The 14,883-nt window shown below is 42.4% G+C and carries 15 protein-coding genes; 8 read left to right on the forward strand and 7 right to left on the reverse strand.

Features of this window, described 5'->3' with window-relative positions; translation table 11 throughout:
• The 4 genes from WB217_RS05795 to WB217_RS05810 all read right to left on the reverse strand — a co-directional run.
• On the reverse strand, positions 1-1,281 hold a 1,281-nt coding region (locus WB217_RS05795), incomplete at its 3' end, for a GntP family permease (protein ID WP_423991525.1).
• Positions 1,282-1,489: 208 nt separating this feature from the next.
• A complete protein-coding gene (locus WB217_RS05800; protein WP_423991527.1) occupies positions 1,490-3,085 on the reverse strand; it encodes an acyl CoA:acetate/3-ketoacid CoA transferase in 1,596 nt (531 codons plus the stop codon).
• Positions 3,086-3,136: 51 nt separating this feature from the next.
• Positions 3,137-3,862 carry a beta-ketoacyl-ACP reductase gene (locus WB217_RS05805; protein WP_423991529.1) on the reverse strand — a complete coding sequence of 242 codons (726 nt, stop codon included), beginning with the start codon at positions 3,860-3,862 and terminating at the stop codon, positions 3,137-3,139.
• A gap of 203 nt (positions 3,863-4,065) precedes the next feature.
• Complete coding sequence (locus tag WB217_RS05810) at positions 4,066-4,947, reverse strand: LysR substrate-binding domain-containing protein (protein ID WP_423991531.1); 882 nt, start codon at positions 4,945-4,947, stop codon at positions 4,066-4,068.
• Between the two features lie 341 nt (positions 4,948-5,288).
• Here WB217_RS05810 and WB217_RS05815 point away from each other — a divergent pair, with 341 nt between their 5' ends.
• The gene (locus WB217_RS05815; RefSeq protein ID WP_423991533.1) at positions 5,289-5,615 is read left to right on the forward strand and encodes a phosphoribosyl-ATP pyrophosphohydrolase; all 327 of its coding nucleotides are present in this window, start codon (positions 5,289-5,291) and stop codon (positions 5,613-5,615) included.
• A 57-nt stretch (positions 5,616-5,672) separates the two neighbouring features.
• On the opposite strand, the gene WB217_RS05820 is transcribed toward WB217_RS05815, so the two are convergent.
• Positions 5,673-6,188: a DoxX family membrane protein gene (locus WB217_RS05820; protein WP_423991535.1), complete on the reverse strand. Its 516-nt coding sequence runs from the start codon at positions 6,186-6,188 to the stop codon at positions 5,673-5,675.
• 259 nt (positions 6,189-6,447) lie between these two features.
• Here WB217_RS05820 and WB217_RS05825 point away from each other — a divergent pair, with 259 nt between their 5' ends.
• From WB217_RS05825 to WB217_RS05845, 5 genes are all read left to right on the forward strand, one after another.
• Positions 6,448-6,903, forward strand: a complete 456-nt coding sequence (locus WB217_RS05825) for a DinB family protein (RefSeq protein ID WP_423991537.1) — start codon at positions 6,448-6,450, stop codon at positions 6,901-6,903.
• A gap of 95 nt (positions 6,904-6,998) precedes the next feature.
• The gene (locus WB217_RS05830) at positions 6,999-7,406 is read left to right on the forward strand and encodes an HIT family protein (RefSeq protein WP_423991539.1); all 408 of its coding nucleotides are present in this window, start codon (positions 6,999-7,001) and stop codon (positions 7,404-7,406) included.
• Positions 7,407-7,637: 231 nt separating this feature from the next.
• On the forward strand, positions 7,638-9,332 hold the full coding sequence (locus tag WB217_RS05835) for a serine hydrolase (RefSeq protein WP_423991541.1): 1,695 nt from the start codon (positions 7,638-7,640) through the stop codon (positions 9,330-9,332).
• A gap of 52 nt (positions 9,333-9,384) precedes the next feature.
• A complete protein-coding gene (locus tag WB217_RS05840) occupies positions 9,385-11,508 on the forward strand; it encodes a glycoside hydrolase family 3 N-terminal domain-containing protein (RefSeq protein ID WP_423991543.1) in 2,124 nt (707 codons plus the stop codon).
• A 246-nt stretch (positions 11,509-11,754) separates the two neighbouring features.
• Entirely contained in the window at positions 11,755-13,017 is a 1,263-nt protein-coding gene (locus tag WB217_RS05845; protein WP_423991545.1) for an exo-beta-N-acetylmuramidase NamZ family protein, read from the forward strand.
• Between the two features lie 56 nt (positions 13,018-13,073).
• Here the strand turns inward: WB217_RS05845 and WB217_RS05850 are convergent, their stop codons facing one another.
• Both WB217_RS05850 and WB217_RS05855 read right to left on the reverse strand, forming a co-directional pair.
• Positions 13,074-13,286: a methionine aminopeptidase gene (locus WB217_RS05850; RefSeq protein WP_335432207.1), complete on the reverse strand. Its 213-nt coding sequence runs from the start codon at positions 13,284-13,286 to the stop codon at positions 13,074-13,076.
• Between the two features lie 226 nt (positions 13,287-13,512).
• On the reverse strand, positions 13,513-13,821 hold the full coding sequence (locus tag WB217_RS05855) for a winged helix-turn-helix transcriptional regulator (protein ID WP_423991547.1): 309 nt from the start codon (positions 13,819-13,821) through the stop codon (positions 13,513-13,515).
• A 187-nt stretch (positions 13,822-14,008) separates the two neighbouring features.
• Between WB217_RS05855 and WB217_RS05860 the strand changes: the two genes are divergently transcribed.
• Positions 14,009-14,416: a DoxX family protein gene (locus tag WB217_RS05860; RefSeq protein ID WP_423991549.1), complete on the forward strand. Its 408-nt coding sequence runs from the start codon at positions 14,009-14,011 to the stop codon at positions 14,414-14,416.
• Between the two features lie 16 nt (positions 14,417-14,432).
• Positions 14,433-14,883 (forward strand): VOC family protein (locus WB217_RS05865; protein ID WP_423991551.1); only part of this gene is annotated, 451 nt, incomplete at its 3' end.

The following is a 14,883-nucleotide window of genomic DNA, read 5'->3' on the forward strand; positions in this document are numbered from 1 at the left end:
GCCGGATGCCATAGAGATGACACGGTGCATAACCTCTGGCGGAATGTTGAATTGAGTGATTGCTTTCATATATGTGTCTGCCATCGCACTTAAGGCAATACCCATACCGCCGGAAGCGGAACCTGTAACCCCCGCAAGAGTGGTTGTTGTCACTGCTCCGTTGATTAACGGATCTGAGAAAGTGGATGAAATTCCTTTACTCACAACAGAGAAACCAGGAAGGGAAGAAATGACTCCGCCAAATCCATATTCAGCACCTGTGTTCATAGAAGCAAGCAATGCTCCTCCGATAGCGGTATTAATTCCTAACTTGAAGCCTCCTGTAACACCTTTCCAGTTATACAATAAGGTAGCGATAATCCCTAGGATAAGTGCTAATTCAACGGACCAGATTCCGACGACTGCAGGAATTTGGATTGTTCCGTAAGCTTCAAGCCCGATTTTCGAGAAGTCAAAGCCATTAGGATACCACTTAGGGAGATTCACTGTGAAAAACTTGTTAGCTACTCCAACCAGGACTAATGGAACGAAAGCCAGTACTGATTTAAGAGTGCTTGTGTGTGCCGTCAAATCGATTTTTGCTGCGCCTTCTTCTAATGCATCTGCTTCGGCAGCAGCTGCTGATTCAGCGTTATCAAATCCATAGAAACCTTCGCCGCGTTTAGCCGCTCTTTTTCTAAGTGTTTCAAGGTAAACCATACCAAGTGTGAAAACGAGAATCGCACCAATGATCCCGAGTGTTGGTGCTGCATAGATATCTGTTCCAAAGAAACCTGTTGGAATAACGTTCTGGATTTGCGGTGTACCTGGAAGTGCATCCATTGTGAAGGTGAAGGCACCAAGTGCAATTGTTCCAGGGATGAGTCTTTTTGGAATGTTTGCTTCCCTGAATAAATTTTTAGCAAAAGGATAAATTGCGAATACGACAACGAACAAGCTTACGCCGCTGTATGTTAAGATTGCGCCCATCAAAACAATAGCAAGAATTGCGCGAGTACCGCCAACTAGTTTAATGATTGATTTGGCGATCGATTCAGCAATTCCGGACATTTCAACAACTTTACCGAATATAGCACCAAGCAAAAATACAGGAAAATAGCTTTTGATGAAACCGACCATTTTTTCCATGAAGATATTGCTGAAGAACGGAAGCACATGGCTAGGATCTGTCAGCAGTACTGCAAGCAGCGCTGCTATTGGTGCAAACAGAATTACGGAAAATCCTTTGTAAGCTGTGAACATCAATAATCCAAGAGCCAGAAGAATTATAAATAGCTCCATATGGGAATCCCCTTTCTAATACTCAAGACATTGTCTATGAATTGATTGTTAAAAGATAAGAAAGTATAAATTTCACTTCGAGAAATGTCCAGCTCCAGCGCCTAGCCCCTCGAGTCGCTTCGGTCCGCCCAATGAAGTCAAAGAACGACTTCACCGGTCGGCCCTCCAGCGCTTGTCGGGGCTGACCAAGGCGCTTGCGCTTTTCTTATTATACTGCTGCATATTTACGGATGCTTGCTGGTTTTTCATCCAATAAACCCATAGGTTCATTCATGAAAATTCTGCTATCCATTAACTTTAAGTCTTTAGCAATCAAAGGCCTGAAATTCATTTGAGACAGAATATCCTTTTCAAGATTGATCCCTGGTGCAATTTCTGTCAGGGTAAGTCCTTCGGGCAATAGTTCAAAGACTGCACGCTCTGTAATATAGATTACTTTTTTCTTATTTTCACGGGCTACATCCCCGCTGAAAGTAATCTGTTCTACTTCATCAAGGAATTTTCTCGCCTTGCCTTCCTGAAGGATTTCAAGCTTGCCGCTATCCGCCTGGACCTTTAATCCGCCAGCCGTGAAGGTTCCGCAAAATGCAATTTGGCTGGCATTTTGTGTGATATTGATGAATCCACCGCAGCCTGCTATTTTAGGACCAAATTTGGATACGTTGATATTGCCTTTACCATCACATTGCGCAAGGCCAAGGAACGCTGCATCAATCCCGCCGCCATCGTAAAAATCAAACATATATGGTTGATCAACGATAGCCTGTGGACCGATTGAACAGCCGAAATCAAGGCCGCCGGCCGCCGTACCACCAATTGCACCAGGTTCCAATGTTGGTGTGAACTGGTCATTCATTCCCTCTTCCTGAAGGACGTTCGCGATTATTTCTGGCGCTCCGATACCATAGTTTAATACTTTAGTATCTTCATTCAAAAGCATTGCTGCACGGCGGGCAATAACCTTTCGCTCGTTTAGTGGGTATATTTTATCAGATCGCTGGTGAACGATATCCCCACGGTAGAAATCCTCATTCAGCTGCGTGCCAAATGTTTGCATATGATTTGCAGGGTTTTCTACAACGACAACATAATCAACCAAAATTCCCGGAATGGCAACCAGCTTAGGATCGATTGTACCGTTCTTGACGATTTTCTCTACCTGTACAATCACTTTTCCACCGCTGTTGCGTGCATTCATGGCAATTGAAAGGATCTCCAGTGTAAGCGGCTCTTTTTCAAAACTGATGTTACCGTTTTCATCAGCAACCGAACCTTTCAAGAGAGCAAAGTCAATCTGCTGTGTTTTATAGGCAAGATAAGGTTTGCCATCGAATGTTACTTTTTCGACGATTTCATCCTTCGTGATTTCATTCAATTTTCCGCCATCAAGGTCTGGATCTACAAAAGTCCCAAGACCAACATGAGTAACCGTTCTCGGTTTGCCTGCAGCTCCATCACGGAACATTTGCGATATGACGCCCTGCGGCAGGTTATAGGCTTCGATTTTGTTATTGACCACAAGCGGCTGGAATTTTGGAGCAAGACCCATATGCCCGCCGATAATTCTTTTTACTAACCCTTCGTGGGCATAGTGGTTCATGCCACGGTCCACGCCATCTCCATTCCCTGCTGCATAGACCAGGGTTAAATTCCTTGGTGACTGGTTTTCGATGAATCGATTTTCAACTTCTATATAGATTTCTTCTGCAACGCCCACGCCGATAAAACCACCAAGGCCAACAACGGAATTGTCGGTGATCAGGCTTGCTGCTTCTTTTGATGTAATGATTTTTACAGAAGACATAGTAAACACCTCATTATCTGTTTTTCATTTTTGTCCAAATGAGTGAGTCGGTTATAGTCTTAATCCGCCTGTCACTTCAAGAACGTGACCGTTCACATAGCTTGATTCATCACTAGCAAGAAAAAGAACAGCATTAGCGATTTCCTGTGGCTTTCCTAGACGGCCAAGTGGAGTTTTTTCCCGGATTGGCTGGAGGACTTTGTCTGGCACAGTAGCCATCATTTCCGTTTCAACATATCCCGGAGCGATTGCATTGGACCGGACTGCTGCGCCCTTGCGCGTGAATTCCTTTGCCCATGTATAAGTCATGCCGATGACACCAGCTTTTGTGGCAGCATAGTTTGTCTGGCCGACGTTTCCGTATACTCCTACGACAGAGGAGATGCTTACGATTGATCCTTTGCCATTGTCCATCATAACTGGTGCTACTGCCTGTGTAAGGTTGAAGACGCCTTTCAGGTTCACATCAATAACTGCATCCCACATATCTTCAGTCATCTTTTGGATTAAGGCATCACGTGTAATTCCGGCATTGTTGACAAGAACATCTATAGTACCAAACTCGTTTTTAACTTCTTCAACAAATTTCGCAACCTGGTCGCGATTCGTTACATTCAATTCTACATGGCGTACATTTGGCAAATCGTATTCTCCAATTCCCATATCAAGAGAATAGACTAATTTCGCACCTTCATGCGCAAACGTTTCCACGATTTGGCGTCCGATACCTCTTGCTCCTCCTGTAACAAAAGCAATCTTGCCTTCCATTCTATTCATAATGTAAGCCCCCTACATGAGTTAAATTATCTACACTCTTAATGTAAGCGTTAACAATAATAAAATAAAATACATAAAATTCATATTCAGAATAACTTTTGGTTATAGAGAAATAAAAAAGAGAGAGCCCGGACTAAAGCCAGGCACTCCCTAAATAGTACATATAAGAATTACTTTTAACCTAAAAAAGCAATCATAAGTCGCTATTTGATATTTGCTTTTACATATTCAATAAATTTCTTAGCGGCGAAGCTGACATATCGATTTTTCTTTAGGATGATGGCAATCCGCCATGTCATCTCTGGATGGTCAATGGGGATTTGCTTAATGCTTTTACTATTGAAACGAGCTAAAATTGGCCTTGGCATAATGGAAATTCCCTGATTAAGGCAGACTAGCTCAGTGAGAAAATCCCACTGTGAGCTTTTGAAGTAAATATTCGGTTCAAATCCCGCCTCCCTGCAAGCCTTGACAACATGATGGTGTAGCAGGAAGGTTTCGTTTAGCAACGCGAATGTTTCATCTTTTAAGTCCTCGAACACTACCTTATCACGGTTTGCAAGCGGATGATCATTGTGAACGATCAACACTACCTTATCCTCAGTTACAGGTATATATTCAATCCGGTCCGAGAGTTCGGGCAATATAACAATGCCAAGGTCAACATATCCCTTTTCAACCATTTCGTATACTGTAACCGCACCATTTTCAATAATCGAAAGGTTTATGCCTGGATAATCATTTCGGAAGTTCGCAATCAGAGGTGGAAAATAGCTAGTGCCAATAACAGGCGGTATTCCTACACTTACATTACCTGTCCTTAAATTTTTTGTATCCTGAATGGATTCGGTAATGGAATCCATTTCTAAAAGAATTCTTTGTCCCTCTTCGAACAGCCTTTCTCCAGCATCCGTTAAAGACATTTTATGTTCAGATCTGTCAAACAGCTGGACGCCAAGGTCCTCCTCAAGCTTTTTAATCATTTTACTGAGTGCGGGCTGAGAAAGATGAAGGTTTCTTGCGGCTACCGTAAAACTGTTATCTTTAGCAACCTGTACAAAATATGATAGTTGTCGAGTATCCATCCTATTTCCTCCATTTATTTTAGGCTCTGTTAACGCCCAATGTTGTTTTTTAAAACCTGTTGATTGTAGTGGAAGGCGCGAAGACTCCTGCAGGCTTAGCTGGTCAGGTGAGACCCCGCAGGAGCGAAGCGACGAGGAGGCTCAGCGCCAGCCCTGCGGAAAGCGAAGCGCTTGGAACGAAAATCAACAGCCTTGCTTAACAGAGCCTTATTTTAAAGGAGTTCATTGTGAATATTGTATCACAAGCCGGCAATTCCTAATTAAGCTCTTGAGAGGAAATGAGTTTGAACCCATATGATAAAGGATATGTTTATCAAGAGGACATCAAAAGGAGAAATGACATGGAGAAAAAAGTGTATAACAAGCTTGTAAGAGATTATTTTCCCGAATTAATGAAAGAAAAGGGAAGGGAAATCGAGGTTGATGTTTTAGACAGCAAGCAATTTAGTGAGAAATTAAAGGAGAAATTTAATGAAGAAGTTGAGAAATTTCGTCATGCTGGTACAGACAGGCTGCTGAGTGAAACTGTAGATCTATTGGAAGTGATTTATGCCATTGCAGAGCACAGAGGAATTACAGAGTCCGAGGTCGAATTCATGCGTCAACTTAAAAAGACCCGCAGTGGCGGTTTTAGAAAAAAAATCATGTTAAAAACAATAACTGAATAAAAAAATGGATATAAACATCCCCTCCGATCAAATTGCTCGGAGGGGATGTTCTATTTATTAGGCAGCTTTATGGGCCGGCTCAGGTGTTTGTTTTAAGACAGTTTTGCGAATGAAGGGGATAACCCAGCGGTCTAAACCGTATTTGCCAGCATTGAATCCGGCAAACAAGATGATGAAGCCAAAGAAGATGTCAGTTGGGTTATGAGATACTGTTCCGGCAAGGAAGAAAGAGAAATTCATGACTAGACCGAAGAACATTGCTGCAGTTGTTAAGCATCCAAGAATAAGTCCAAGCCCGATCAGGAATTCACCAAGCGGAACAATGAAGTTGAAAAGATCGATATTTGGAATAGCGAAGTTATCAAGGAAAGATACATACCAGCTGTAAACCATGTTTCCATCTGGGCCTTTAACCGGATTGGCAACAGCATTTTTCAAAAATCCAGAAGCATCGAATCCCTCACCAGTTAATTTTCCCCATCCAGCGTGCATCCAGTTATATCCGAGCCAGACACGTATGACAGTCAAAAGGCCAGCAGCAACATTGTTTTCTCTTAACCATTTCGCGAACATATAAATCGCTTCCCTTCAAAATTAGTAATTAATGATTACACTTATAAAATAGCAAATGAATTTGTATAAATCTGTGAATAAAGTGTGAAGACACAGATAAGCCATAATGTTTTGAACAAAGTTTGTCAGTCATTTTCCTTTTTTACCACTTAATACCTAATTGGGTATTTGGTATGTTTAATCAGAATTACTTGCAGCATATACTGCCAGAAATTAGAATAGGTATAATACGTATTACAAGCTGGGAAGGAGAATGAATATGAGTGAACTATTATTTAAGCAATTTGAAATGACGAGAGGATTTTTCTTAAAAGAAGTTGCAGCGATTTCTGCACAGCAGGCTAGTGTCCAGCCGGAGGACTTTAACAATACAATCCATTGGCATATTGGCCATGTGTTAACCGTGACTGAGCAATTTCTGATGGGGTATCCTCAAAAATCAATTCATCTTCCGACAAATTACATAGAGCTATTTGGCAATGGAACTCGTCCTGCAGATTGGAGCGGAGATGTTCCTTCTGTCGAGGTGTTAGCTGGGCAATTAAAGGAGCAATTAGGCAGAATAAAGGAAATCCCGGCAGCGCTGCTGGATCAGCAGCTTAAAAAGCCATTCCTGGGCCTTGAAACTTTTGGTGAACTTGCAAATATGGCACTGTTCCATGAATCCTACCATCTTGGACAGATCCATGCGATGAAAAAATTAATAAAGGAATAGTGTAGGATAAGCAGCGCTAAAAATGGCCGCTGCTTTATTTTTGTCTGATAACCGGTGCGAAATCAGTCAACTATTAAATCTGGAGGATAAAAAACATGTCCCATAAAGGATGTCCATATTGCAATGTATTTGCCGATGAAGAGCAGGAAATCGTCTTTGAGAATGAGACATGCTACTTCATCCAAAAGGAATCGGAGCAGAAAGTCCTGCTTGGCAGCGGCTTGATCATTCCAAAACACCATAAATCTGATGTGTTTCAGTTATCGGACCAGGAGTGGGCAGATACACAGGAACTCCTGCATCGTGCCAAAGAAATGCTGGATCAGCAATACTCGCCTGATGGCTACAGTGTCGGGTGGAACACAGGAAAGGCAGGGGGACAGTCCATTTTCCATGCACATCTTCATGTCATTCCAAGATTTAGGGATGAGCCATACGCAGGCAGAGGAATCAGGTATTGGATCAAGCAGAAGGATAATTTGCGCCGAAAAAAAGAAATCTAGTATGGTAATCTTTTAAACTGTTAATAATACTTGTAATCAGAATTTTCCCAATTAAATTGAATCTAAAAACCCGGGCCGGATGTCCCGGGTTTTTGATTTTAAAATGCTCCTTGGGTCTATAGTGGTATAGACATCTATACTGTTCCTTAGATAGTCTAAAGATACATCATGAAAGCCTTTTCATAGATATTAAATTCACTAAGAGAGCAATTGCTCGGAAAAGGAGGAAACATGAAGAAAAAACCACTCACAATTGCGTTAGCTGCCGTGCTAGGTACTGGAGTGATGATTCCGGTATCATTTGCGGAAGGCTATCCTGGACCTGGTTCAACGATTGAACAAAGGGAGGGGAAAACCTCGACTGAAAAAGCTCACCCTGTTTTTTCATGGGACAAACCTGGTCCGTTATCACCAGTGCTGCACAATGGCTCTGTTAGAGGAGCGGGAATGCTCCAGCAGCCGCTTGATGAAATCGATGGCCAAATGGAAAAGATGATTGCTGATCGGGTTATGCCTGGCGCTGTAGCGTTTGTTGCCCGCAGAGGACATATCGTCAAACAAGAAGCCTATGGATACGCCTACCAATATGAAGATGATAAATTAACCGAATCAAGCAATCCTATCAAGATGCAGGAAGATACGATTTTTGACCTCGCTTCCATCAGTAAAATATTCACTACAACAGCTGCAATGATTCTTTACGATCAAGGGAAATTCGAATTGGATGATAAAGTTTCCAAACACATTCCTGAGTTCGCGGAGAACGGCAAGGAAGATGTGACAATAAGGCAGCTTTTAACTCATACTTCCGGTTTCACTGCATGGGTACCTCTTTATACAAAAGGAAACAGTCGTGAAGACAGAATCAACCTCGTTTTAAAGCAACCTTTAAGCAATGTGCCGGGCAGCACATATACATACAGCGATCTCAACATGATCACGCTCGGAGTGTTGGTTGAACGCCTTTCAGGCCAGCGGCAAGATGAGTATGTTAAAGAGCATATAACTGGACCGCTCAACATGAACGATACAATGTATAATCCTCCTGCTTCCCTGAAAAACCGTATCGCAGCCACTGAATATCAGCCATGGACAAACAGGGGTATAGTCTGGGGAGAAGTGCATGACGAAAACGCCTGGTCATTGGATGGTGTTGCGGGGCATGCAGGAGTATTCTCGACTGCAGAGGACCTTGCAAAGCTAGCCCATATGTATTTGAATGACGGCCGCTATGGAAGCGTTCAAATCCTCAAGCAGGAAACCGTTAATAAAATTCTTGAAAACCAGATTCCACAATTTCCTGGAGATGACCATGGATTAGGCTGGGAGCTGGCACAGGGCTGGTTCATGGATGCATTATCAGAGGGATCTACGATGGGGCACACTGGCTATACGGGTACATCCATTGTGGCGAATAAGAACAATGGCACGATTGCGATCCTGCTGACAAATCGTGTTCATCCAAGCAGAAGCACTGTTTCAACAAATGTTGCCAGAAGACAGCTGGCAAGACAGGTTGCAGATGCCATTCCTGTTGATATTCCTGATGGATCTGCCTGGTTCTCAGGCTATGGAGATAAGATTGAGCGCTCTTTGACTGCAGAAGTGAAGCTGGACAAACCTGCAAAACTATCCTTCCAAACATGGCACCGCATCGAAGCTCAAGCGGATTATGGGTACCTGGAAATCTCCGAAGACGGTGAAAACTGGCAAGAAGCAACTGTCTTTACGGGCAGCAGTGTTGACTGGGATCAGTATGAAGCGGATATTCCTGAAACAACCAAATTCATCAGATTCCGTTATAAGACAGACAGTTACACGAATGGCCGTGGTTGGTATCTCGATAATATTAAACTAGTAAACTCTAATGGTGAACAAGCACCAGCTGAGTTTTCAGGAGAAGGCTGGAGTCAGCGGAATTATTGATCCATTAAATTTCTATGATTTGGATAAAATATGAAAAATGGAGGAGATATGCATGAGAAAAATGAGTAAAGTATTTGTTTACTCATTGGTTTTTCTTCTTGCTTTTTCACAAATGCTGATAGGCAGTTCCGTGAAAAAGGCGAATGCAGAGGAAACCAATAAAGTGGAAGACCTTGTGATTTATCAGAACGTGCCTGAAGCAGAATATGAAATCAAGGATGGAAGCCTGCAATTGAAGGCCCTTCATGTTTACAGTGAAGGAAACTTCATGCTCGCTTCCAAGAATCTGGTGTGGGAATCTGCAAACAAAAATGTAGCAGAGGTAGACCAAAATGGAAACGTGAAGTTCACCGGTCAAAATGGAAGAACATTCATAACCGTTACAGATGGAGTCTATAAGGACCGTATTGCACTTGATTATAAAGTGAATCCTTCCTCCAAAGAAGATGGCCAAAAAGGAAAGCCTGAATCTGAAGCTGTAGTGATCAAGGAGGAAGGCAAAAGATATGACGTAATTGGAAATGCCATCAATAAGATGACATTAGAAGAAAAAGCCGGCCAGATGCTGATGCCAGATTTCAGGACTTGGAAGGGTAAGAACGTAACAGAAATGCTGCCGGAAATTGAACAGCTTGTTAAGAAATATCATTTAGGCGGAGTCATCCTTTTCCGCGAAAATGTTGTGACAACAGAACAAACTGCCACCCTTGTTTCACAATATCAGGAAGCAGCCGAAAAGTACGGCCTCTTGATGACGATCGATCAGGAAGGCGGTATTGTCACAAGGCTTCAATCAGGAACAGATATGCCAGGCAACATGGCTTTAGGAGCAGCTCGTTCACCTGAAATCGCCCATAACGTAGGGAACGCCATTGGCGAAGAGCTTGCTTCACTCGGCATCAATATGAACTTTGCGCCGGTAATGGACGTTAATAATAATCCGGACAATCCGGTCATTGGTGTTCGTTCATTCGGTGAAGATCCTCAGCTTGTAGCTGATTTAGGAGTAGCTTATACAAAAGGCCTTCAGGAAGCTGGTGTCGCCGCAACAGCCAAGCACTTCCCGGGCCATGGGGACACAGCAGTCGATTCCCATCTTGGATTGCCAGAAGTTCCTCATGATAAGGAGCGTCTAAAGGAAGTTGAGCTATATCCATTCCAAAAAGCGATGGAAGCTGGCATCGATGCGATCATGACAGCTCATGTCACTTTCCCTAAAATTGATGGAACAAAGGCCATCTCCCAAAAAACTGGTGAAGAAATAGCAATTCCAGCTACCCTTTCTTATAAGGTGCTGACAGAATTGATGCGTGAAGAAATGGGCTACAAAGGTGTCATCACCACAGATGCGATGAACATGAAAGCAATCGCTGACCATTTTGGTGCTGTAGATGCAGCAATCCGCGCTGTCAAGGCAGGTACGGATATCGTTTTGATGCCTGTGGGTCTCGAGGAAGTTGCTACTGGATTGCTGGATGCTGTTAAAAACGGAGAAATAACTGAAGATCGTCTCGAGGCATCTGTAAAAAGAATTTTAACCTTAAAGGTTAAACGCGGAGTCATCAAGGAAGAAAATCCCCTTACTGTGGATGAAAAAGTGGCAAATGCGGAGCAGGTAGTTGGGTCAGCAGAGCATAAACAAATCGAAAAAGAAGCCGCAGAAAAGTCGATAACATTAGTTAAAAACGATTCTGCCCTGCCTTTGAAATTAGACGGCGATAAAAACGTCGTTGTGGTCGGCAACTCTTATATTGGCGATTTAGCAGCTGCAATTCAAAAGCGCCATCAAAACACAACGGTAATTGCATCGACTTCATACAAATTGTCAGAAGCTCAGCTTGAACAAATCAAGAATGCAAGTGCAGTGGTAGTAGGTTCCTATACATTCAGTGTTTCGGGCCGCTCACCATCAAATGCGCAAATGGTGATGATCAACCAGATTATTGAGCATACAAATGCACCTGTAATTGGGGTGGGTATCAGGAACCCTTATGACATTATGGCATTTCCGCAAATTGATGCTTATCTCACTCAGTATGGTTTTAGGCCTGCAAGCTTTGATGCTTCAGCAGGAGCCATCTTCGGTGAATTTTCACCAACAGGAAAGCTGCCAATCACGATTCCTGGACTGGATGGCGGCGTGCTTTATGGATTTGGACATGGGTTGAGTTATTGATGAAGCAGGGGTAATCCTATTAACCGTCCTTTACTTGTATTCCAGATATTTCCACATTGCGGGATTTCGACAAGAAGTTGCGGGATATGGAGCCACTCTTGCGGAATGCAGTGGGATTCTCGCGGGATTTCGATAAAAAGTAGCGGAATAAAGAGACTTTTACGCGGGATTCCCATCTTTTAAAAGATATAAGTTAAATAGGATCTAGTAACCTTGAAAAAATAAGTGAAAACAGGAGTGAGATTGATGAAAAAATGGCTAGTCACAGTCCTTACAACCGTCCTGATCCTATCATCTTTAACTGCAGCAATGGCCGATCACGATAACGGCCAGGGAAAAAGCCAGGAGCATAAAAAGTTCCAGGTTGGTGCAGAAGCGCTTTTAAGCGATCATAAGGATTTAATTAAAGGCAAGCGTGTAGGTCTAATTACGAATCCGACTGGTGTTGACAAGAACATGACAAGTGTTGTTGACCTGCTTTTCAACGATCCTGATGTGGAATTGACGGCATTATATGGCCCAGAACACGGTGTGAGGGGGAGTGCGCAGGCTGGAGCTTACGTTGAATACTACGTTGACGAAAAAACGAATCTCCCTGTTTACAGCCTTTATGGAAAAACAAAAAAGCCTACACCTGAAATGCTAGCAAATGTTGATGTCCTGCTTTTTGATATCCAGGATGTCGGTACAAGATTCTATACGTACATTTATACAATGGCTTATGCAATGGAAGCCGCAAAAGAAAACAATATTCCGTTCATCGTACTTGACCGGCCAAATCCGCTTGGTGGGCATAAAGTGGAAGGGCCTGTACTAGAAACTAAGTATAAGTCGTTCGTAGGCAACTATGAAATCCCGCTTCGCCACGGCATGACCGTTGGGGAACTGGCAAAGCTTTTCAACAAAGAGTTTAATATTGGTGCAGATTTAACTGTAGTAGAAATGAATGGCTGGAAGCGCACAATGTTTTACGATGAAACACCGCTTGAGTTCGTTCCGCCTTCCCCGAATATGCCAACTTTGGACACAGCATTAGTATATCCTGGGGCAGCGTTGATTGAAGGAACAAATGTATCGGAAGGAAGGGGCACGACCTCGCCTTTCGAATTAATCGGTGCGCCGTTTATCAATTCGGATGACCTTGCAGCTGAATTGAACTCTTTGAATCTACCAGGTGTTAAGTTCCGTGCAGCATCGTTCATTCCTACTTTTTCAAAGCACGCCGGCGTACTTTCTCACGGAATTCAGATTCATATCACTGACAAGAACGCATACAAACCAGTAGAAACAGGACTTCACATTGTAAAAACAATCCATGATATGTATCCTGAAGACTTCCAGTTCCGTGCAGAAGACAGCAAGGGAATCTCCTTCTTCGATCTTCTGACTGGTAATGGCTGGATCAGGGAAGCAATTGAAAATGGACAATCAGTAGAAGAAATGAAAGCACAATGGGAAGATGAATTAAACCAGTTTAAACAGGTTAGGGAAGAATATCTCATCTACTAATTTCAATAAGATGGCCGCTGAATGAATGATAACAGCGGCCATTTTTATTTGGTGGATCAATTTGCACTTGCATTCCAGTCTGTATACAGCCCGCTCCCGTTGCAGCCAGGGCATTCATAAGGGGCAGCATAATAAACAAACTCATTTGCAGAGAAAGGATAATATCCTCTTCCATGGCAGTCCGGGCATTTATTCTGGTCTTTCATATTGGTAATGTGATTTTCATATCTAGTATTTCTCCATTGGTTCAGCGCGTTTAATAATCCCATTCCGTTCACCTCCAGTTCTATACATATAGTTTGGAGAAATTCAACTCATTTTATGTATAGTTTATGGAGAAATTTGGATTTTGCGCCGGTACTAGCACAGAACATGTCTTGAGTTTTTGTTTTCTGCTTAATTTCAATGAAAAAAGCACTCTTTCCGATAGAAGAGTGCTTTCAACTGAAATTTGTCCGATCTATATAAGCTGTATGCTGATGGTTGTAAAATGTACTAAACCTCCAGCCAGCTTTGTGACCATTTTTCTATATCCCTCATAAGAGGCTCAAGTGCCAACCCTTTATCAGTTAATGAATATTCGATGCGAACTGGAGTTTCTGGATAAACTTCACGTTTTACAATTCCTTCGTTCTCCAAATCCTTTAACCTCTCAGAAAGTACCCTGCCACTAATACCAATGGAAGATTCAATGCTGCAAAAACGCTGAGGACCAGTCAACAGCTGGTAAATAATCATTCCTGTCCACCGTTGGCTCAAGATACTCATGGCTTTTTCAAATCTAGGGCAAATTGATTTATCCAATAAAATCACTCCTTACTTATATTATAAACACTTAAATCAAAAAATAAATTACTTTTTATCAAAAACATACTTGACGTAATTTAATTATGAAAATATAATTACTTACATAAAGTAACTAACTAACAAATTGCGTTGGAGTTATCGTTTTGCGTTAAATTCAACAATATAATAAAAGGAGATAAAGACAATGCTAAAAAATAATGAAATAGGCTCAACCATCTTAAGAGTTTTTTTAGGGGCTACATTTTTAATTCACGGTGCAGCAAAGTTCCAGGGCGGCATTGAGAATACAGTTGGATTCTTTGAAAGCCTGGGCTTGCCAGGGTTCTCAGCATATATTGTTGCACTCATTGAATTAGTTGGCGGTTTGGCAATGATATTAGGAGTGGGAACAAGAATCGTTTCACTTTTATTCGCTATCGTTTTAGCGGTTGCGATCATCAAGGTAAAGGTTGCCGGCGGCTTCCTAGGTAACGGCCAAATGGCTGGTTATGAACTTGATTTAGCATTAATGATGATTTCCATTTATCTTGCTATGACAAACAAGTCGCTTTTCGCACTAGACAATGTTCTTTTCCAATCAAAGAATGCATAAGAAGGAGGTAACAAACATGAATTTTCACAACCCACCAGTTACATTTGTAGGGCAGGTAAACCTTAAAGTCCAGGATTTGCAACGGGCCCTTACTTTTTACAAAGAAGTAATCGGCTTTGAGGTATTAGAACAAACTGAAAGATCAGCGAAGTTAACTGTTGATGGAAAAACAGTTTTATTATCAATTGAACAGCCAGCGGACGTCATTCCGAAGCAGGGAAGGACTGCAGGACTTTATCACTTTGCACTTTTATTGCCTTCCCGAGCGGATCTAGGAAGAGTGTTAAAGCACTTGCTTCAGGTCGGCTATCCGCTGCAGGGAGCCTCAGATCATCTGGTAAGTGAGGCGCTTTATTTAGCAGATCCAGATGGAAATGGAATTGAAATTTATACAGACCGTCCCGCTTCTGATTGGGACTGGAATGATGGCTCTGTTGTGATGGCAACGGAACAAATGGATGCTGAAA

The organism is Mesobacillus sp. (assembly GCF_049588175.1).
In the GTDB taxonomy this organism is placed as follows: domain Bacteria; phylum Bacillota; class Bacilli; order Bacillales; family Cytobacillaceae; genus Mesobacillus.

Bases quoted from the DNA above. Each gene is read 5' to 3' on its own strand.
- WB217_RS05850 (WP_335432207.1), bottom strand. From the start codon at position 13,286: ATGGGATTATTAAACGCGCTGAACCAATGGAGAAATACTAGATATGAA.
- WB217_RS05830 (WP_423991539.1), top strand. From the start codon at position 6,999: ATGTCCCATAAAGGATGTCCATATTGCAATGTATTTGCCGATGAAGAG.
- WB217_RS05825 (WP_423991537.1), top strand. From the start codon at position 6,448: ATGAGTGAACTATTATTTAAGCAATTTGAAATGACGAGAGGATTTTTC.
- WB217_RS05835 (WP_423991541.1), top strand. From the start codon at position 7,638: ATGAAGAAAAAACCACTCACAATTGCGTTAGCTGCCGTGCTAGGTACT.
- WB217_RS05845 (WP_423991545.1), top strand. From the start codon at position 11,755: ATGAAAAAATGGCTAGTCACAGTCCTTACAACCGTCCTGATCCTATCA.
- WB217_RS05860 (WP_423991549.1), top strand. From the start codon at position 14,009: ATGCTAAAAAATAATGAAATAGGCTCAACCATCTTAAGAGTTTTTTTA.
- WB217_RS05820 (WP_423991535.1), bottom strand. From the start codon at position 6,188: ATGTTCGCGAAATGGTTAAGAGAAAACAATGTTGCTGCTGGCCTTTTG.
- WB217_RS05810 (WP_423991531.1), bottom strand. From the start codon at position 4,947: ATGGATACTCGACAACTATCATATTTTGTACAGGTTGCTAAAGATAAC.
- WB217_RS05840 (WP_423991543.1), top strand. From the start codon at position 9,385: ATGAGAAAAATGAGTAAAGTATTTGTTTACTCATTGGTTTTTCTTCTT.
- WB217_RS05805 (WP_423991529.1), bottom strand. From the start codon at position 3,862: ATGAATAGAATGGAAGGCAAGATTGCTTTTGTTACAGGAGGAGCAAGA.
- WB217_RS05800 (WP_423991527.1), bottom strand. From the start codon at position 3,085: ATGTCTTCTGTAAAAATCATTACATCAAAAGAAGCAGCAAGCCTGATC.
- WB217_RS05815 (WP_423991533.1), top strand. From the start codon at position 5,289: ATGGAGAAAAAAGTGTATAACAAGCTTGTAAGAGATTATTTTCCCGAA.